Origin of the sequence: Thermaerobacter sp. PB12/4term, from assembly GCF_003403315.2 — a bacterium.
Lineage (GTDB): Bacteria > Bacillota > Sulfobacillia > Thermaerobacterales > Thermaerobacteraceae > Thermaerobacter.
In genome coordinates, this window is record NZ_CP048407.1 from 2,123,361 (window position 1) to 2,142,565 (window position 19,205).

14 protein-coding genes are annotated in these 19,205 nt (G+C 69.9%); 8 read left to right on the forward strand and 6 right to left on the reverse strand.

The features are described 5' to 3' along the window. Window positions 1–184 precede the first annotated feature (184 nt). The 5 genes from tnpB to aceA all read right to left on the reverse strand — a co-directional run bounded on the left by tnpB (window position 185) and on the right by aceA (window position 5,841). Window positions 185–1,366, reverse strand: coding sequence for an IS607 family element RNA-guided endonuclease TnpB (tnpB, locus tag DYI95_RS08840; protein WP_243149718.1), 1,182 nt, complete (start codon window positions 1,364–1,366; stop codon window positions 185–187). 467 nt (window positions 1,367–1,833) lie between these two features. Continuing rightward, window positions 1,834–2,580 carry a hypothetical protein gene (locus DYI95_RS08845; protein WP_243149719.1) on the reverse strand — a complete coding sequence of 249 codons (747 nt, stop codon included), beginning with the start codon at window positions 2,578–2,580 and terminating at the stop codon, window positions 1,834–1,836. Between the two features lie 46 nt (window positions 2,581–2,626). Beyond that, the gene (locus DYI95_RS13295) at window positions 2,627–2,989 is read right to left on the reverse strand and encodes a C39 family peptidase (protein ID WP_158556027.1); all 363 of its coding nucleotides are present in this window, start codon (window positions 2,987–2,989) and stop codon (window positions 2,627–2,629) included. A gap of 26 nt (window positions 2,990–3,015) precedes the next feature. After that, window positions 3,016–3,201 carry a hypothetical protein gene (locus tag DYI95_RS08855; protein WP_147308096.1) on the reverse strand — a complete coding sequence of 62 codons (186 nt, stop codon included), beginning with the start codon at window positions 3,199–3,201 and terminating at the stop codon, window positions 3,016–3,018. Window positions 3,202–4,530: 1,329 nt separating this feature from the next. Then, window positions 4,531–5,841 (reverse strand): isocitrate lyase, encoded by a 1,311-nt coding sequence (aceA, locus tag DYI95_RS08860; protein ID WP_116900162.1) that lies wholly within the window; start codon window positions 5,839–5,841, stop codon window positions 4,531–4,533. Window positions 5,842–7,158: 1,317 nt separating this feature from the next. On the opposite strand from aceA, the gene ilvN reads away from it, so the two are divergent. The 8 genes from ilvN (at window position 7,159) to DYI95_RS08900 (ending at window position 18,091) form a co-directional block, all read left to right on the forward strand. After that, window positions 7,159–7,767, forward strand: coding sequence for an acetolactate synthase small subunit (ilvN, locus tag DYI95_RS08865; protein ID WP_116900142.1), 609 nt, complete (start codon window positions 7,159–7,161; stop codon window positions 7,765–7,767). 102 nt (window positions 7,768–7,869) lie between these two features. Further along, window positions 7,870–8,964: a ketol-acid reductoisomerase gene (gene ilvC, locus DYI95_RS08870; RefSeq protein ID WP_116900141.1), complete on the forward strand. Its 1,095-nt coding sequence runs from the start codon at window positions 7,870–7,872 to the stop codon at window positions 8,962–8,964. A gap of 68 nt (window positions 8,965–9,032) precedes the next feature. Continuing rightward, on the forward strand, window positions 9,033–10,316 hold the full coding sequence (locus tag DYI95_RS08875; RefSeq protein WP_116900140.1) for a 2-isopropylmalate synthase: 1,284 nt from the start codon (window positions 9,033–9,035) through the stop codon (window positions 10,314–10,316). Between the two features lie 298 nt (window positions 10,317–10,614). Then, a complete protein-coding gene (leuC, locus tag DYI95_RS08880) occupies window positions 10,615–11,916 on the forward strand; it encodes a 3-isopropylmalate dehydratase large subunit (protein ID WP_116900139.1) in 1,302 nt (433 codons plus the stop codon). A 98-nt stretch (window positions 11,917–12,014) separates the two neighbouring features. After that, the gene (locus DYI95_RS08885) at window positions 12,015–12,587 is read left to right on the forward strand and encodes a 3-isopropylmalate dehydratase small subunit (RefSeq protein ID WP_116900161.1); all 573 of its coding nucleotides are present in this window, start codon (window positions 12,015–12,017) and stop codon (window positions 12,585–12,587) included. A 210-nt stretch (window positions 12,588–12,797) separates the two neighbouring features. Beyond that, the gene (leuB, locus tag DYI95_RS08890; RefSeq protein ID WP_116900138.1) at window positions 12,798–14,321 is read left to right on the forward strand and encodes a 3-isopropylmalate dehydrogenase; all 1,524 of its coding nucleotides are present in this window, start codon (window positions 12,798–12,800) and stop codon (window positions 14,319–14,321) included. A gap of 23 nt (window positions 14,322–14,344) precedes the next feature. Further along, a complete protein-coding gene (ilvD, locus tag DYI95_RS08895) occupies window positions 14,345–16,033 on the forward strand; it encodes a dihydroxy-acid dehydratase (protein ID WP_164581374.1) in 1,689 nt (562 codons plus the stop codon). A 279-nt stretch (window positions 16,034–16,312) separates the two neighbouring features. Further along, window positions 16,313–18,091 carry a thiamine pyrophosphate-dependent enzyme gene (locus DYI95_RS08900; protein WP_203530613.1) on the forward strand — a complete coding sequence of 593 codons (1,779 nt, stop codon included), beginning with the start codon at window positions 16,313–16,315 and terminating at the stop codon, window positions 18,089–18,091. A gap of 21 nt (window positions 18,092–18,112) precedes the next feature. Here DYI95_RS08900 and DYI95_RS08905 read toward each other — a convergent pair whose 3' ends face one another. Continuing rightward, window positions 18,113–19,204 carry an ABC transporter ATP-binding protein gene (locus DYI95_RS08905; protein WP_116900137.1) on the reverse strand — a complete coding sequence of 364 codons (1,092 nt, stop codon included), beginning with the start codon at window positions 19,202–19,204 and terminating at the stop codon, window positions 18,113–18,115. Window position 19,205 lies beyond the last annotated feature (1 nt).

The following is a 19,205-nucleotide window of genomic DNA, read 5'->3' on the forward strand; positions in this document are numbered from 1 at the left end:
GGAGCGGTACCTGTGGATCATCCGGGGACCGTACCGTTACCTGAAACATCGTCATCTGTTTCAGGCAGTCGATCCTCACGGATCGACGGTGCCGGTCTTACCCGGCAATGAGCGGGAGCCGGCTTCCCGCTTCCTCCGGGATCGCCTGCCTTGCTGCAGGTCTTCCATCCCGTCCACGGGCGTTTCACGTCTCCGGGCCACTCCCGGCGACGGCGGCCACCAGGGCCGCGAGATTCCGGGCCGCGTTTTCGTCCCGGTCGAGCACGAACTCGCACTCCTCACAGCGGAAAACGCGTTGCGAAAGCGGTAGCGACGACTTGACCGCACCGCACCGCGAGCAACGCTTGCTGCTGGGATCGAACAGCGGCGCTTCGACCAATACCGCCCCGTGCCAGGCGCACTTGTACCGAAGCTGGCGGCGGATCTCCGCCAGGGCCGCATCGGCCAGCGCCCGGGCCAGCCGGCGGTTCTTCAGCATGCCTGCCACGTGCAGCTGCTCAACCACCACCACGCCATAGGTGGCCGCCAGGTGGTGCGTCAGTTTGTGAAGGGCGTCCTGGCGGATGTTCCGGACCCGCCCATGGAGCCGGGCCAGCCGGCGGCGGGCCTGCCGCCACCCCCGGCTGCCCTTCTGGCGGCGGGCCAGGGCGCGGTTCCACCGGGCCAGTTGTTTCAGGTTCTTCTCCCGCGCTCGGGGATTGGGCCAGACCTCACCGGTGGAGAGCACCGCCAGGTGCTTGACGCCCGCATCGACGCCGACGACCTTCCAGGGGAACCGGGGTCGGCCCGGCTGCCGCTCCACCTCGCAGGTGAAGCTGACGAACCACCGGCCCCCTTCCCGGGCGACCGTGGCCGACAGGATGCGGGCCGTTCCCGCTTCGATGCGCCGGAGCAGGGCCGTGGTCGGCTCGTGGGGCTTCACCCGCCCGATCCGGGGCAGGACGACGTGGCTTTGGTCGTCCACCCGGATCGCGCCGGTGGTGAACCGCACGGACTCACGACCCCGCCCCTTCTTCCGAAAGCGCGGGAACCCCACCCGGCGTCCCTTGCGTTCACCCTTGCGGCTTTTTGACCAGTTCTGAAGGGCCCGGGCCAGCCCGTCCAGGCCGGAGGAATAGGCCTCTTTCGAGTTTTCCCGCCACCAGGGGGCGACGACGTGCTTTTGCCGGTTCCACTCCCGCCGCAGGGCGGGAAGCGTCCACGGCACCTCCACGCCTGCGCCCCGGGCGCGGGCGTCCAGGCGCTCCTTCACCAGGGCCAGGCCCCAGTTGAAGGCGAAGCGGCGGGCGCCCACGTGGGAGGCCAGCGCCCGTTCCTGGCGGGGTGTGGGGCCGAGGGCGAAGCGGTACGCCTGCAAAACACGCATGGGGAAGCCCCCCAAAATCATCCAAGGACAGCGTATCAGAACATCTGTTCTTAGACAACGAGCCGGCCGAGGAGGGGTGGGGATGCTAAGATTTGATGACGTTGGGCGAGAAACGATAAGAAACGCACTAGGGTCAAGTCCCCGTCCGGGGCTCTGATCCTCGACAAGGGGTTGCTAGGGAACAACAAGCTAATAAATGCTACGCGGCCGTCGGCGCTTGACGCTGAGGACGAGCCGCGTCGAACCGGGTGGGCTCGTAGGGCTGACGATCCCGCCACATGGCAAACAGCAAGGGAAGGGCGTGGTGGGCCACGATGCGCAAGGCATCGCGGACATTGACCGGAGCCGTTCTCAACCGACATTGGATGCGGTGGACCCTGGGGACCGCCTGGCGGTCCTCTTCCAAGACGGTGATCATACCGGCGGCTAGAAACATGCGGATGCCTTTCATTGGTGGCGATTTCTCCTCATCCCACCCGCCGTCGTACCCACCAGAGTGCTCCGACAAAAACTGCCAGCGCACCCGCTCCAAACCCCGCCCACACCGGATTCGCCATAGCAGGCTCCGGTTCTAAACTACCAGTTACACCAGTAGGCCCACCAACAGCACCCTTATCAGAAGACGACTGTATTCTCTGTCGAACCTCACTCACCAACCGCTCCATATCCACGACTTGCGACGAGGGAAGATTATACAAGGTTATGTCACGCATAGACGCAAACCGGCTGTTGCCACGGCTGTCGACACCCACAAGACCAACTATTCTATATCCCTCATCATAGACCAATCGCATTTGCCCAATCATACCATTGGCTACAAGCATCCGTTGAGCCTCTCGTACGTCATTCGCAAACCGCGAGTCACTTGATACCCGAATAATCTTCCACTCATCACGGACCCTTTGTACCCATGCGATGCCAACCGGATTTGCATTCACGTAAATTGGGAAAATATGGAGGCTTGGATAGGGCTTAATGATGTCATCCACGTCCGTTGATCCGTCGATAACACCTTGCTCAGAGACATAGTGGACGCGAAAGCCCTCGCCGAAAGTTACGCTATCAGCATCACCCAGTTTTGTAAGCCCAAAATGTTGCGGTTCGCTTGCCAAAACAACCCGCACATATGGGATGTCGTCCTTAATGCCCTGGACAACATCAGGCGGTGCGTCAGCGTAGGACTTATTAACAACTGAACAAACTACCACTGCCACCAACACAGAAACTCGAGCGACAACTGAGGTTGACCGACACATATTTTCACCTCCTGGCATTGTTCATAAAGGTCCATTTCCAGTAAAAGCTTTCATTAGAAACAAAGTCGCTGTATGGCATCCAGTTCCACATGGCCGACGTGGGCCAAGGATCCATATATGATACGTTTTTATAAACGCCATCTTCGTAGTATCCATATATTACAAAGTCGTGGCCACTACTCTTGCCCCTCCATTGGATACTCGCCGTGATGGGCTGATTTTGGTCAATATCAATCTTAACGTCTGTCCACGGTATACTGCGATCCCATGCGGTCGTACTGATACCAGCGACGTTGAGAGATTTAAATGCGTCGGAGTAATACGCAGCGACATCGGGACAGGTAGACAGCCCTGTCGTGCCCGCCACGATTGCACACTGAGTTGGGGCGCTCCCTAAGACATACTATGCAATCGCCCTTGTAGTTGCTGCCCAACACCATTTAGATTTTTTTGTTTTATTCCTGTAATTGCTAAATACCGATACGTAGCAGCCTGAATGTCGCCGTTGATACCAAATACTACAGTTAGTACCGTCAACAGGACTAAAACAACAATATTGTGCCGGGCCAAACGTGGCATCGCACACTGGCCTCCCCCTCAATCACAATGTGAGCCCTCGCGTCCAGTTGATCACCGTGATGAAATAAAATTACGCACTGTTTCAAGTCCCCCTCCTTCAAGGTCACCAGCCTTTGAGCTATCAAAACAATAGTGTATTCAGGGTCAGGGCAATTATTCCTTCCATAGGAGCCTGTTTCATGAACTCAAAATCAGGGACGAGACCTCTGGTTGTAGCATAGGGTGACAAGGGAGCCCACCACATGTGGCGCATGAACATCGTTAGAGGTGGTTCGTGCGAGAGACCGATAGGCACCAAAATGTTATCCGAATCGTTTCGACATATAACGACATGGCCAACGGGTATCTTTGTGGGCCATACGCTTACTATCATGTGGATACCGGCCATTCAGGTCCCCACGCGATTTAACTTGACTTGAGGAGCCTGTTTGTCTGACTTTGACGAATCAGAAGTAGGGGTAGGTAGCGGTTCGATTCGCCCATTTCCCGTGGGCTGACGGTGGGGACGGGGTAGGCCGGCGGGCCCGTCGTACCCTTTTACGCCAAGTCCACCGCCGTCCATCCAAAGGGCAAGCAGGTGGATCGCTCCCAACAACGAGTTTGGGCCGACAACATCGAGATAGGAGCGTTGGATGACCTCAATCATGCACACACCGCCTCCTGGGCGAGGCCCTCTCGGGTTGGCTGCTCTCCTCGCACCCGGAGCGAACGCGCCAACACCCTCCCGGACTCGACGTTCGGCCCTTCCCGCCGGCCCGGCCGGCGGTACTATGGCCTCTGCTGACTCCTGCCGGCTCAGCCGCGCCTTGCGGTCGCGGGTTGCCAGCTCCGCTGGCCCGCCGGCAGGCCTCCCCGGGTAAGAGCGCGCACTTTCGTCGCACACCCGCCGCGTTTACAGCGCCGCCCTTCGGCCCATCTCGGGCTTCGCCGTGTCTTGCCGGCTCGTCCAGACGGCGCCGCCTCGCCCGCGGTTCCTGGTCGTCGGGTCGCGACTTTGCCTCCGGCTTCCTTCGGATCCCGCGTCGCCGCGGGCACCCTTGCCTTCGGCTAGCGGTTGTACGGGGCCACCCTCCGCAGGGGACTTTCACCCCTTAGCACTCGCCCATGCCGGGCGCACACCACATGCCGAAGGGCCGGGTTCCTCCCCGGCCCTTCCCACGTCCGCTGCGCTGCGGCACACCCCTCTTCGCCGATCCTGGTATACCTCGGTTGGGTTGGATTCATGCGGTCCCGTCCTGCCGGCTTTCTCCGCGGTGCATCGGAGACTCCCCATCCGTCGGGCCCGGGCCGGCTGTTCGCAGCCGACCGGCGTTGCCGACCGGCGCTGCTTCACGCCCCCCGGGCCGCCCGGGGCGTCTCCTCGAACTGCTCTTCTTCCGTCGAGCCCTTGAGCGCCAGGGTCGACGACTGCCCGCCCGAGATGACCTCCGAGACCCGGTCGAAGTAGCCGGTTCCCACCTCGCGCTGGTGCCGGGTGGCGGTGTAGCCCAGTTCCTCCAGCTCGAACTCCCGCTGCTGCAGCTGGACGTAGGCCGTCATGCCGGTGCGGGCATAGCCGTGGGCCAGCTCGAACATGGAGGCGTTGAGGGCGTGGAAGCCCGCCAGGGTGATGAACTGGAACTTGTAGCCCATGGCCGCGAGCTCCCGCTGGAAGCGGGCGATGGTGTCGTCGTCCAGGTGGCGCTTCCAGTTGAAGGACGGCGAGCAGTTGTAGGCCAGAAGCTTGCCCGGGAACTGGCGGTGGATCGCCTCGGCGAACCGCCGCGCCTCCTCCAGATCGGGCTTGGCCGTCTCGAACCACAAGAGGTCGGCGTAGGGCGCGTAGGCCAGCCCGCGGGCGATGGCCGCCTCGATGCCGTTGCGCACCCGGAAGTAGCCCTCGGGCGTCCGCTCGCCGGTGATGAACGGCCGGTCATAGGGGTCGACGTCGCTGGTCAGCAGGGTGGCCCCCAGGGCGTCGGTGCGGGCCACCAGGATGGTGGGCACCCCGCAGACGTCGGAGGCCAGCCGGGCGGCGGTCAGGGTGCGGATGAACTGGCTGGTGGGCACCAACACCTTGCCGCCCATGTGCCCGCACTTCTTCTCCGAGGCCAACTGGTCTTCGTAGTGGACCCCGGCCGCCCCGGCCTCGATCATGGCCTTCATCAGCTCGAAGGCGTTGAGGGGCCCGCCGAAGCCGGCCTCGGCGTCGGCCACGATGGGGGCCATCCAGTAGGTCGAGTCGTCCCCCTCGGCCCAGTGGATCTGGTCCGCCCGGCGCAGGGCGTTGTTGATCCGTCGGATCACCGCGGGGACGCTGTTGGCGGGGTAGAGGCTCTGGTCGGGGTACATCTGCTCGGCCAGGTTGGCGTCGGCGGCCACCTGCCAGCCGCTGAGGTAGATGGCCTTGAGCCCGGCCTTGACCATCTGCACCGCCTGGGCCCCGGTCAGGGCGCCCAGCGCGGCCACGTAGTCCTCGCTTTGGAGCAGCTGCCACAGCCGCTCCGCACCCTGGCGGGCCAGGGTGTACTCGACCCGGATCGAACCCCGCAGCCGGACCACGTCCTCGGCCGAATAGTTGCGCCGGATGCCCTGCCAGCGGGGACTGGCCCGCCACTCCTCCTCCAGCTGGGCGGCCTCCTGCCGGATCCGCTCCTCCAGGGACCGCCGGTCGGGCTGCGACGGTGCGGTCGAGCCGGCCGGCTCCCCGGCCCTGGGCTTGCCGTTGCGGATGCTCACGGGGATCCCTCCCGGTGGATGTGGGTGAGAATCGTTCTCTTACCACGTACGGCGGAAGGGATGCCAGGGGCAATGGCCCGCCGGCGAACGGTGGTCCTGGCTCACCGAAGGGGCCGGGAACGGGGGCGGACGGCAAGGGGCGGCCCCCGGCCCCCTGGCCGCGCCTTTCCTGACGGTGGCCGGCCCCTGCGGCCGTTCCCGGCCCTGGGCAGCCCTGGGCACCCAACCCTCTGGCGCCGAACTTTAACAAACCTTAACCCTGCATCCTTCGGTGAAGTGGGTTGACACCCCCGTAGTCGGTGTTATAATCCAGGTCAAACCTGACACGGACACCCAGCATCTCGATGGAGAGCGGTCCGAGTCGGTTTGGGAAGTGCGCCTAGGGTTCCGCACCGGCGTTGTGACGGCGCACCGCCTCCCCGGGGTTCCGGGGACCTGGCGGACCCGCCATCCGGGTCGCGGGGAGGCCGGTCCACCGGCCTCCGAGAAGCGGCCCGCTGCCTGTGGACTGGACCAAGCGGCGCAACCCGCCGGTTCCGCCGGCGGGACACCGTGGGGATAAAAGCCCCGAGCGGCAGGTTCCCAACCCCGGTTGGCGCCTGTGCCGCTCGGGGTTTCTTATTACCTCTTGCCGTTTTCCCTTTGCCCTGGCCGGTCCATGCGGCGCCAGGGGGGTGCCCGGCGGCGACGCCCGGCCAGATTGACAGCCCAAGGCCAGTTCAGCGGCCGTGAAGGGGAGCAGTACCCGGCAAGCCCGGCTGCAGAGAGCCGGTGGCTGGTGCAAACCGGCGCCGAGGAACCGGGGAACTCGCCCTGGAGCCGTTCCGGTGAAGGGTCCTCAGGCCCCTAGCCGGATCCGGCGGTCTCCGCCCCCGTCCCCGCCGCCCGGCCGGCATCCTCCCGCCGGGGGGGCCCCTGCCGGGGACGGTCCAGGAGGTCGTCGTTAACCAGAGGGTGGCGGCCCGGACACCGGGACACTCGGACACCGGGAAACCGGATACCCGCGGCCCGGGCCACCGGCAGACCGGCAACGCCGGTATGCCGGCGACACCGGCGACCCGCAGTTCCGCCCGCCGCCACCCGCCAAGGCCGCCGCCGCGAGGCGGCGGCAACCGGGGTGGTACCGCGAAGCGGCGCTCTTCGCCCCCGGCCCGATGGGCCCGGGGCGAAGAGCGCCTTGGTTTTTCCAGCCCTCCAGCGGGGCTGGCCGGCCCCGGGCCGGCGAAAGGAGGTGAGCCCTTGATCCACGTCATGGTGCTGGCCGCCGACCGGCCCGGCGTCCTCCGCCGCATCCTCGGCGTCTATGAGAGCCGCCGGTACCGGGTCCGCTCCCTGGCCACCGGCGCCGCCGGGCCCGCCGGGTTCGTCCGCGTCAACCTGGTCCTGGACGAACCGGCCGACCGGGCCCACCGGCTGGCGGCCCAGCTGGCCCGCCTGGTGGACGTGGCCGGCGTCGAGGTGGCCGAACCGTCCCGGGCGGTGGGACGGGAACTGGCCCTGGTCAAGGTGCTGCTGGAGCATCCTGCCCGGCGGGCCGACTTGCTCCAGATGGCCCAGGTCTTCCGCGCCCGGGTGGTCGACGTGGCCCCGCGCTCCCTGGTGCTGGAGGTCACCGGCGACCCCGCCAAACTCGACGCCTTTCTCGGCCTGGCCCGCGAGTTCGGCCCGGTGGAGGTGATGCGGACGGGGGTGGCGGCCCTGGCGCGGGGTTCGCAGGTACTGGCGGCAGCGGTCGTAGCGCCTGCAGGCACGCCGGGGCCCTCCTGGGAGCCTTCCGGGGAGGAGGACCCGCTCCCCTCCGGGGCCGGCGCCTTCTCCCCCGCCCTGGCAGCGGGATCCGGCCCCTGAGCGGTGCCGGCCACCGGCACGGTCCGGGGTGGATCCCCGCCGGAACCCCGGCCCCACCGTCCAGGAGAGCGAAAGGCGTAACCAAGGATGGGAGGGAGCACCTTGGCGACGATCTACTACGACCGGGACGCGAACCCGGAACTCATCCGGCGGCGGCGGGTCGCCGTCATCGGCTACGGCAGCCAGGGCCACGCCCAGGCCCAGAACCTGCGGGACCGGGGCGTCGAGGTGGTGATCGGCATCCGTCCGGGCCCCAGCGCCGACCGAGCCCGGGCCGATGGCTTCCCCACCTGCACACCGGCCGAGGCGGCCGCCGGCGCCGATGTGGTGGTCATGCTGATCCCCGACGAGCGGCAGCCCGCCGTCTTCCAGGAGGCCATCGCCCCCCACCTGACCGAGGGCAAGGCCCTGGCCTTCTCCCACGGCTTCAACGTCCACTTCGGCCAGATCCAGCCGCCGCCCGGCGTCGACGTCTTCATGGTGGCGCCCAAGGCGCCCGGCCACCTGCTGCGCCGGTTCGTCCGGGAAGGGCGCAGCGTGCCCGGGCTGCTGGCCGTGGCCCAGGATGCCACGGGACAGGCCCGGCAGCTGGCCCTGGCCTACGCCTGGGGGATCGGCTGCACCGGGGCGGGGGTCATCGAGACTACCTTCCAGGAGGAGACGGAGACCGACCTCTTCGGCGAGCAGGCGGTGCTCTGCGGCGGCGTGACGGAGCTGGTCAAGGCGGGGTTCGAGACGCTGGTCGAAGCCGGCTACCAGCCCGAGATCGCCTACTTCGAGTGCCTCAACGAGCTGAAGCTCATCGTGGACCTGATGTACGAGGGCGGCCTGGCGCGGATGCGCTACTCCATCAGCGACACGGCCGAGTACGGCGACCTCACCCGCGGGCCGCGGATCATCGACGCCGGGGTCCGGCAACGGATGAGGGAGATCCTGGCCGAGATCCAGTGCGGTGCCTTTGCCCGGGAGTGGATCCTGGAGAACCAGGCCGGCCGGCCGGTGATGAACGCCCGCCGCGCTCAGGAGGCCCGTCACCCCATCGAGGCGGTCGGCCGGCGGCTGCGGGCGATGATGGACTGGCTGCCCCGGGAGGACGGCGCCCCGGCGGCGGGACGCCCGGAGGCACCGGCCGTTCAGGAGGCCCCGGCGACCCCGGCGGCTGCGACGGCGGCCGCCCCGGCGGCCTGGGCGGGCTAGCCCGGCCCGGTACCGGCCGGAGCGGGACGAACCGGCTCCGGCCCGCACCCCAGAGGGAGGGATGCCCCATGGCGGATGGGGTTGGCGAGGTTACGCGGACCCCCATGGCTAGCACCGCCGGCTCGGGCCACGGCGGGGACGCCGGGTTCGACCGGGACCGGGTGCGGATCTTCGACACCACCCTGCGGGACGGCGAGCAGACGCCCGGCGTCGCCCTGACGGTGGACGAGAAGGTGGAGGTGGCCCGCTGGCTGGCGGCCCTGGGGGTCGACATCATCGAGGCCGGCTTCCCCGTCGCCTCCGACGGCGAGTTCGAGGCGGTGAGCCGCATCGCGGCGGAGGTCCATGGTCCCACCATCGCTGCCCTGGCGCGAACGGCGGCGGTGGACATCGACCGGGCCTGGGCGGCCATCCGCCACGCCCGGCGGCCGCGGATCCACGTGTTCGTCTCCACCTCGCCCATCCACCTGGAGGCCATGCTGCGCATGACCGAGGACCAGGTGCTGCGGCTGGTGGAAGAGATGGTGGGCTACGCCCGGTCGCTCTGCCCGGACGTGGAATTCTCCGCCCAGGACGCCACCCGCAGCGACGTGGGCTTCTTGGCCGAGGTGACGGCGGCCGCCATCGAGGCCGGCGCCGGCACCATCAACCTGCCCGACACCGTGGGCTACGCCACGCCCTGGACCTACGCCCAGATGTTCCAGGAGGTGATGGCCCGGGTGCCCAGACCGGACCGGGTGGTCTTCAGCGCCCACACCCACGACGACCTGGGCATGGCCGTGGCCAACGCCCTGGCGGCGGTGCGGGTGGGCGTGCGCCAGGTGGAGTGCACCATCAACGGCATCGGCGAGCGGGCGGGCAACTGCTCCCTGGAAGAGGTGGTGATGGCCCTGGCCGTGCGGGGCGACGTCTTCGGCGCCACCACCGGGGTCGACACCCGGCAGCTGGTTCCCGCCAGCCAGGTGGTCTCCCGCCTGACGGGGGTGCCCGTTCCGCCCAACAAGGCGGTGGTGGGTGCCAACGCCTTCGCCCACGAGTCGGGGATCCACCAGGACGGGGTGATCAAGAACCCCCTGACCTACGAGATCATCCGGCCCGAGGCGGTGGGCGCCGGCGGGTCCCAGCTGGTGCTGGGCAAGCACTCCGGGCGCCACGCCGTGCGGGTCGAGCTGGAGCGCCTGGGCTTCAGCCTGCCCGAGGACGCCTTCCGGGAGGTGTTCCGCCGCTTCAAGGCCCTGGCCGACCGGCGGGAGTTCGTCAGCAAGGAGGCCCTGGCGCGGCTGGCGGCCCAGGTGCTGGAGGAACGCCAGCAAGAGAGCGGGGCCGCATCCCGGCTTGCCCACGGCGCCTGACCCCCCGAAGCGGGCCGTGGCAAGCACGGGGGCGACCCCCGCAAGACCGGGCGTGCGGCCGGGTCCCCAGCCCGGACAGCCGGCCGCATGCCCAGCTTATGAACATTCGCCGGCCGGGGTGCCGGCCCCTGCGAAGAGCCTGCCGCCGGGCGGCGCGGACACCGGCCGCCGGGCGCCGGGGACCGGCCGTTAGACCGACCCCCGGGCAGCGGGGACCGGCCGGTGGACCGGCCGGTAGGTAGCGGTCAGCCTGAACGCCCGTGACAGGCCATCGCTTGCAACCGAAGGAGGTTCATCTATGGCGGCCCCGCGCCCCATGACCATCACCGAGAAGATCCTGGCCGCCCACGCCGGCGTCCCCTGGGTCGAACCCGGCCAGCTGGTCGAGGTCCGGGTCGACTTCCTCATGGCCAACGACATCACCGCGCCCCTGGCCATCCGCGCCTTCCGCGAGATGGGGGCAACCCGGGTCTTCGATCCCGAGCGGGTGGCCATCGTCCTGTCCCACTTCGCCCCCAGCAAGGACATCCGCAGCGCCGACCAGTGCAAGGTGGCGCGGGAGTTCGCCCGGGAGCAGGGGCTGGTCCACTACTACGAGATGGGCGAGGGCATCGAGCACGCCCTGCTGCCCGACCGCGGGCTGGTTCTTCCCGGGGAGCTGGTGCTGGGAGCCGACTCCCACACCTGCACCTACGGGGCCGTGGGCTGCTTCTCCACCGGCGTGGGCAGCACCGACCTGGCCTACGCCATGGCCACCGGCGAGACGTGGCTCAAGGTGCCCGAGACGCTGAAGTTCGTCTATTACAACCGGCTGCAGCCCTGGGTGACGGGCAAGGACCTGATCCTTTACACCATCGGCCGCATCTCCTGCGACGGCGCCACCTACAAGGCCATGGAGTTCACCGGCGAGGCGCTGGCCGACCTCAGCATGGACGGGCGGCTGGCCATGGCCAACATGGCCATCGAGGCCGGCGGCAAGAACGGCATCTTCAACCCCGACCAGCGGACCCTGGACTACGTGGCGCGGCGGGCCCAGCGGCCCTGCAGCCCCGTCTGGTCCGACCCCGACGCGGAATACGCCGAGGTGTACGAGTTCGACGCCGCCCGGATCGAGCCCCAGGTGGCCCTGCCCTGGTCGCCCGACAACGTGCGGCCCCTGAGCGAGGTGGAGCGGGTCCCCATCGACCAGGTCTTCATCGGCTCCTGCACCAACGGGCGCCTGGACGACCTACGCACCGCCGCCCGCATCCTGCGGGGCCGGCGGGTGCACCCGGAGGTCCGGGCCATCGTGATCCCGGCCTCCCGGGACATCTACCTGCAGGCCCTCAAGGAAGGGCTGATCGAGATCTTCATGGCCGCCGGGTGCGTGGTCAGCGCCTCCACCTGCGGGCCCTGCCTGGGCGGCCACATGGGCGTGCTCGGCAAGGGCGAGCGGTGCGTCAGCACCTCCAACCGCAACTTCGTCGGCCGGATGGGCCACCCCGAGTCGGAGTCCTACCTGGCCAACCCGGCGGTGGCCGCGGCCTCGGCGGTGGCGGGCCGGCTGTGCCATCCGGAGGAACTCGGCATCCGCTACGAAGAGGTGGCCGGGGTGGCGTGAGGCGGCCGCCCGGTGCAGGCGCAGGCGGGCCTGCCGGCCGGCAGGTGGGCCGGCCGGTTCGTCCGGTTCGTCCCATGAAGGATGAGGAGGTGGCGGCCGTGGGCCGCGTGTGGAAGTACGGCGACGACATCAACACCGACGTGATCATCCCGGCGCGGTACCTTTTCACCACCGATCCCGCCGAGTTGGCCGCCCACTGCATGGAGGACCTGGACCCCAGCTTCGCCTCCGGCGTCCGGCCGGGCGACGTGATCGTCGCCGGGCGCAACTTCGGCTGCGGTTCCTCGCGGGAGCATGCGCCGGTGGCCATCCGGGCCGCGGGGGTGCGGTGCGTCATCGCCCGCTCCTTCGCCCGGATCTTCTACCGCAATGCCATCAACGTGGGGCTGCCCATTCTGGAGTGCCCGGATGCCGTGGTCGCCCTGGAGGCGGGGGAGGAGGTGGAGGTGGACCTGGCCGCCGGCACCATCCGCCGGGTGGCCACGGGCGAGACTTTCCAGGCCGCTCCCTTCCCGCCCTTCATGCAGGAGATCCTGCGCTGCGGCGGGCTGGTGGAGTATGCCCGGCGCAAGCTGGCCGCCCAGGGCGCCCAGCCCGCCCGAGCCACCCAGGCCGCCCAGGGCGCCGCGGGCGGCGGAGGGGGTGCCGGCCGTGGCGCCGCCGGCCGGTAGTTCCTGCGCTGGCAGCAGGGTGGCCGCGGGTACCGCGGCGGCCGTTGCGACGGCGGCAGCAGGCGGTGGCCGTGCTGCGGGCGCCGCCGCGGCAGGGCGTCCCACGGTAGCAGGCGCCGCCGCGGCAGCAGGGCGTCCCACGGCAGGAGGCGCTACCGCGCCGGAAGGCGGCCGCACGGCGGCCGGAAGCTGGTGGAGGGGGCGAGGAACATGACCTATCGCATCGCCGTCCTGCCGGGCGACGGCATCGGGCCTGAGGTGATCCGGGAAGCCGTGCGGGTGGTCGAGGCCGTGGGCGCGGCGACGGGCATCGCCTTCGACTTCACCGAAGCCCCCATCGGCGGCGCCGCGGTGGAGGCCACCGGCGATCCCCTGCCGCCCGAGACGGAACAGGCATGCCTGGCGGCCGGCGCCATCCTGCTGGGTGCGGTGGGCGGCCCCCGCTGGGACCGCGAACCGGCGGCCCGCCGGCCCGAGACGGGCCTGCTCAGGCTGCGCAAGGCGGTGGGCGCCTACGCCAACCTGCGGCCGGTGCGGGTTCATCCGGCCATGGCCGGCCGGGGGCCCCTGCGGCCCGAGGTGGTGGGGACCGGCATCGACGTGCTGATCGTCCGGGAGCTGACGGGCGGCCTCTACTACGGCGAGCGGGGCCTCCAGCAGGAGCCCTTCGGCGAGAGGGCCTACGACACCATGGTCTACACCACGCCGGAGATCGAGCGCATCGTGCGCATGGCCTTCCAGCTGGCCCGGGGCCGCCGGCGCCGGGTGGTGTCCGTCGACAAGAGCAACGTGCTGGAGACCTCGCGGCTGTGGCGGCGGGTCACCGAGGCAGTGGCGGAGGAGTTCGGCGACGTGGAGCTGGAGCACATGCTGGTCGACAACGCCGCCATGCAGCTGGTCCGCAGCCCCGGCCGGTTCGACGTCCTGGTAACGGAAAACACCTTTGGCGACATCCTGAGCGACCTGGCCGCCGCCCTCTGCGGCTCCCTGGGACTCTTGCCCTCGGCCAGCCTGGGCCTGCCGGGGCGGCCGCCCCTCTTCGAGCCGGTCCACGGTTCGGCGCCCGACATCGCCGGCCGGGGCATCGCCAACCCCCTGGCCGCCATCGCTTCCGCCGCCCTGATGCTCCGGTATGCCTTCGGTCTGGAGCGGGAGGCCCGGGCCGTGGAGGACGCCATCGACGAGGTGCTGGCTTACGGCCCGTGGACGCCCGACATCGCCCCGCCCGGTGCTCCCGTGGCCGGCACGGAAGAGGTGGGCCGGGCCGTGGCCCTGAAGGTCAGGGAGCGGCTGGCTCCCGCGCCCCTGGAGCCTGTGGACGCGCCGCTGCAGGTGGCCTTCTGGGACCCGGTGGAGCCCGTCGACCCCGCGCCGCTCGGGGAGGGTTCCCCCGGTGGGGCGGCCGGGACCACGGGAGAGACGCCCCCTGCGGCTGTGCCGGGAGCTTCCCTTTCCGCCGCCGCAGCCCCGGCCGCTTCCGCCCCCGGGGTGGCCGGCGACAACCTGGCCGTATCCTGGATCGCCGGCGACCACGGCTTCCGGCCGGTTCTTCCGGACGAACCGGTCCCGGCGGCCCCGGGGGTGGCGCCGGACGCCCCGCCCCCGGCCGGGGCGACCTACAGCGGCCACCGCAGCAGCCGCCGGACCCGCCACCCCGTCGGCCGCCGGGCGGAGTCGAAGGCCCGCACCCGGGCGGCGGCCGGGGGCCGGCCCGGGACAGGGAAGGGAGCGTGACGCCCTTGACGGAAACGGCCACCCTGCGCAGCCGGGAGGTGGTGGAGGGGTTCCACCGCGCCCCCCACCGCTCCCTCTTCAAGGCCATGGGCTACACCGACGAGGAGCTGCGGCGGCCGCTGATCGGGGTGATGAACAGCCGCAACGAGATCATCCCCGGCCACGTGCACCTCGACAATATTGCCCGGGCCGTGTGCGACGGCATCCGCATGGCCGGCGGCACGCCCATCCAGTTCGGCGTCATCGGCGTCGACGACGGCATCGCCATGGGCCACCGCGGCATGCGCTTCTCTCTGCCCAGCCGCGAGCTGATCGCCGACTCCATCGAGACGGTGACGGAGGCCCACCAGCTGGACGGCCTGGTACTGATCCCCAACTGCGACAAGATCACGCCGGGGATGCTCATGGCCGCCGCCCGCCTGGACCTGCCCACGGTGGTGGTCAGCGGCGGGCCCATGATGGCCGGCAACGTCTACGGGCGGGCGGTCAACCTGGCCACGGTGTTCGAGGGCGTGGGCGCCTTCCAGGCCGGGCGCATCACCGCGGAGGAGCTCTTCGAGCTGGAGGAGGCCGCCTGCCCCACCTGCGGCTCCTGCTCCGGCATGTTCACCGCCAACTCGATGAACTGCCTGACCGAGGCCATCGGCCTGGGGCTCCCCGGCAACGGCACCATCCCGGCGGTAGAGGCCGCCCGGCTGCGCCTGGCCAAGCAGGCCGGCATGCAGGTGATGGAGCTGGTGCGCCGGGGCCTCCGCGCCCGGGACATCCTGACGGAGGCGGCCTTCCGCAACGCCCTGGCCGTCGACATGGCCCTGGGCTGTTCCACCAACACGGTGCTGCACCTGCTGGCCATCGCCTACGAGGCGGGACTGGGCGACGTGATCACCCTGGATCTGATCGACGAGGTGAGCCGGTGCACGCCCCAGCTCTGCAAGCTGGCCCCCGCCGGTCCCCACCATATCCAGGATCTGCACCAGGCCGGTGGCATCCAGGCGGTGCTGGCGGAGCTGCTGCGGGGCGGGCACATCGACGGCTCGGTGCTGACGGTGACGGGCCGCACCGTGGCCGAGAACCTGGCCGCCGCCGAACGGCGCATCCTCCGGGCCCGCGCCTGGCGCTCCGACGTGATCCGGCCACTGGAGGAGCCCTACAGTCCCGAGGGCGGCCTGGCCGTGCTGCGCGGCAACCTGGCTCCCGACGGGGCGGTGGTGAAGCAAGGTGCGGTGGACCCGGCCATGCTGCGGCACCGCGGCCCGGCCCGGGTTTTCGACAGCGAGGAGGACGCCGCCGAGGCCATCCGCCAGGGCCGCATCCGCCCTGGGGACGTGGTGGTGATCCGCTACGAGGGGCCGCGGGGCGGGCCCGGCATGCGGGAGATGCTGACCATCACCGCCGCCCTGGCCGGCATGGGCCTCGACCGGGAGGTGGCCCTGATCACCGACGGCCGCTTCTCCGGCGCCACCCGGGGCGCCTCCATCGGCCACGTCTCGCCGGAGGCCGCCGCCGGCGGGCCCATCGCCCTGGTGGAGGACGGCGACGAGATCGAGATCGACATCCCGGGCCGCCGCCTGGAGCTCCGGGTTCCTCCGGACGAACTGGCCCGCCGCCGCGAGCGGTGGCAGCCGCGGCCCCCGCGGGAGACGCGGGGCTATTTGGCCCGCTACGCCCGGGCGGTGACGTCGGCCAACACGGGCGCGGTGCTGATGGGTTGACGGGTGCGGTGTTCTTGGGTTGACAGCCCGGCGCCCGGCCGCCAACCGGGAGCCGAACCAGGAACCGCAAGACGGGAACGCCCGGAACCAAATCGCCCGGGAATCGCCCGGGACGAAAGGGAGGGTTTTGCCGTGTCGTCCTCACGGCCGGGTTCCACCGTGTCGCCTCCGGGTCCGCACCGGGGTCCTGGACCGCAGGCAGCTCCTTTACAAGCGGCCCCTGTACCCGAGCCGGCTCCCGGCGCCACGCCGGGGCTGCCCCCGCCGGGCGCGCCGGGTGTGACGGGCGCCCAGGCCGTCGTCAAGGTGCTGCTGGAACAGGGCGTGGAGGTGGTCTTCGGCATCCCCGGGGGCGCCGTGCTGCCCCTGTATGACGCCCTTTACGGGGCCCCCATCCGCCACGTCCTGGCCCGCCATGAGCAGGGCGCGGCCCTGGCCGCCGACGGCTATGCCCGCGCCAGCGGCCGCGTGGGGGTATGCATCGCCACCTCGGGTCCCGGAGCCACCAACCTGATCACCGGCCTCGCCACCTCCTATCTGGACTCGGTGCCGGTAGTGGCCATCACGGGGAACGTGGCGCGGCCCTTCCTGGGGACCGACGCCTTTCAGGAGGCCGACACCTTCGGCCTCAGCATGCCGGTGACCAAGCACAGCTACCTGGTGCTGGACCCCGAAGAGCTCCCCGCCATCCTGCGGGAGGCTTTCGCCGTGGCCGCTTCCGGGCGGCCCGGTCCCGTGCTGGTGGACATCCCCAAGGACGTGTTCACCGCCACCCTTTCCGCCGCGGCCTGGGACCGGCCCCTGCGGCCCGCCTTGCCGGTCCGCGGCGACGTGGGGCCCTGCGTCGCGCCGGTGCCCCCGCTGCCCGCCCGGGGCGACGGGGCACCCCCGGCGGCGCCACGGCTCGCCGGCACCGGCCGGGGGACGAACCCGAACGGCTATGACGAGGCGGCCCGCCTGATCGCCCGCGCCCGCCGCCCCGTCCTTTACGCCGGCGGCGGCGTCATCGTGGCCGGGGCCGCCGGGGTCCTGCGCCGGCTGGCGGAGGCGGCGGTTCTGCCCACCACCACCACCCTCATGGCCCTGGGCGCCATGCCCGGCGACCACCCGCTCTTTCTGGGCATGCCGGGGATGCACGGCACCTACGCCGCCAACATGGCCCTCACCGAGACCGACTGCCTGATCGCCGCCGGCGCCCGCTTCGACGACCGGGTGACGGGCAGGGTCTCCGCCTTCGCGCCCGAGGCGGCTGTCATCCACATTGACGTGGACGCCGCCGAGTTGGGAAAGGTCAAGACGCCCCGCGTGGCCCTTGCCGCAGGCGCCCGGGAAGGCCTCGAGGCGCTGCTGGAGGCCCTGGGCCGGGTTCCACCGGAAGAGTGGTGCGCCCGCAAGCCGTGGCTGGACCAGGTGGAGCGCTGGAAGCAAGCCCGTCCCTACCGTTACGACCGCGACCTGGCCCGCCGTGAGCTGCTGCCCCAGGCGGTGATCGAGGAACTGGAGCGGGCCACGGCCGGCGACGCCCTGGTGGTCACCGGCGTCGGCCAGCACCAGATGTGGGCAGCCATGTTCTACCGGTACCGCCGGCCCCGGCAATTCCTGACCTCCGGCGGCCTGGGGACCATGGGGTACGGCCTGCCTGCCGCCATCGGCGCCCAGCTGGCCTGTCCCGACGCGCGGGTGCTGTGCATCGACGGCGACGGCAGCTTCCAGATGAACGTGCAGGAGCTGTCGACCCTGGCCGAGCTGGGGTTGCCCGTGAAAATCTTCATTATTAATAACCGGGCCCACGGCATGGTGCGGCAGTGGCAGGACCTGTTCTACGAGGGGCGCCTTGCGGCCAGCGTCTTCGAGCACCAGCCCGACTTCGTCAAACTGGCCGAGGCGTACGGGGTGGCGGCCTACCGCATCACCCACCCGGACGAACTGGCCGGGACGGTACGCGAGGCCCTGGCCCGCCCGGGGCCGGTGGTGGTGGACTGCGTGGTGCGGCAGGCAGAGAACGTGCTGCCCATGGTGCCGCCGGGGGCGGCGCTGAAGGAGATGATCGTGGGGTAGCCGGGAGGCTACCCCACAACGTTATCGGGCCACAACGTTATCGGGCGCCCGCTGGCGGGATACGGCGGTGCCGGCTGGTGCCGGCGTCCCCTCCCCAGCCCGCAGGTGGCAGGCCACCCAGTGGCCGCCGCCGATGTCCAGCAGCGGCGGCTCCTTCTCGCGGCAGATCGCCTCCGCCAGCGGGCAGCGGGTGTGGAAGCGGCAGCCCCGCGGCGGGTTCAGGGGGCTGGGCACGTCACCCTGGAGGATGATGCGCTCCCGCTTCACCGTGGGGTCGGGGATTGGAATCGCTGACAGCAGCGCCTCGGTGTAGGGGTGCCGAGGATTGCGGTAGAGCTCGTGCTTGTCGGCCAGCTCCACCAGCTTCCCCAGGTACATCACGCCCACCCGGTTGGAGATGTGCTTCACCGCCGCCAGGCCGTGGGCGATGAACAGGTAGGTGAGGCCGAACTCCTTCTGCAGGTCGGCCAGGAGGTTGAGGATCTGGGCCTGGATGGACACGTCCAGGGCCGAGACCGGCTCGTCGCAGACGATGAGCTTGGGGTTCAGGGCAAGGGCGCGGGCAATGCCGATGCGCTGCCGCTGCCCGCCGGAGAATTCGTGGGGGTAACGGTGGGCGTGGGCGGCCGACAACCCCACCACTTCCAAGAGTTCCTTGACCCGCTTGCGCTTCGTCCCGCCCCGAGCAATTCCATAGATCGCCAGCGGTTCGCCGATGATCTCCTCCACCGTCATCCGCGGGTTGAGGGAGGCGTAGGGGTCCTGGAACACGATCTGCATCTCGCGTCGCAGCCGGCGGAGTTCCGCGGGCTTCATCTTGAACACGTCCCGGCCCTCGAACAGTACGGAACCGGCGGTGGGCTCCTGCAGCCGCAGGATCACCTTGCCCAGGGTGGTCTTGCCGCAGCCCGACTCGCCCACCAGACCCAGGGTCTCCCCGCGGTAGATGTCGAAACTGACGCCGTCCACCGCCTTGACGTGGCCGATCACCGCGGAGAACAAGCCGCCACCGGTGACGGGATACCACTTGCGCACATCGCGAACCTGCACCAGGACCTTCTGCTGCGGCCCCACGGCTGGCTCCGGCAGCCGCGTCGCCGCCTCTGCCGCCATC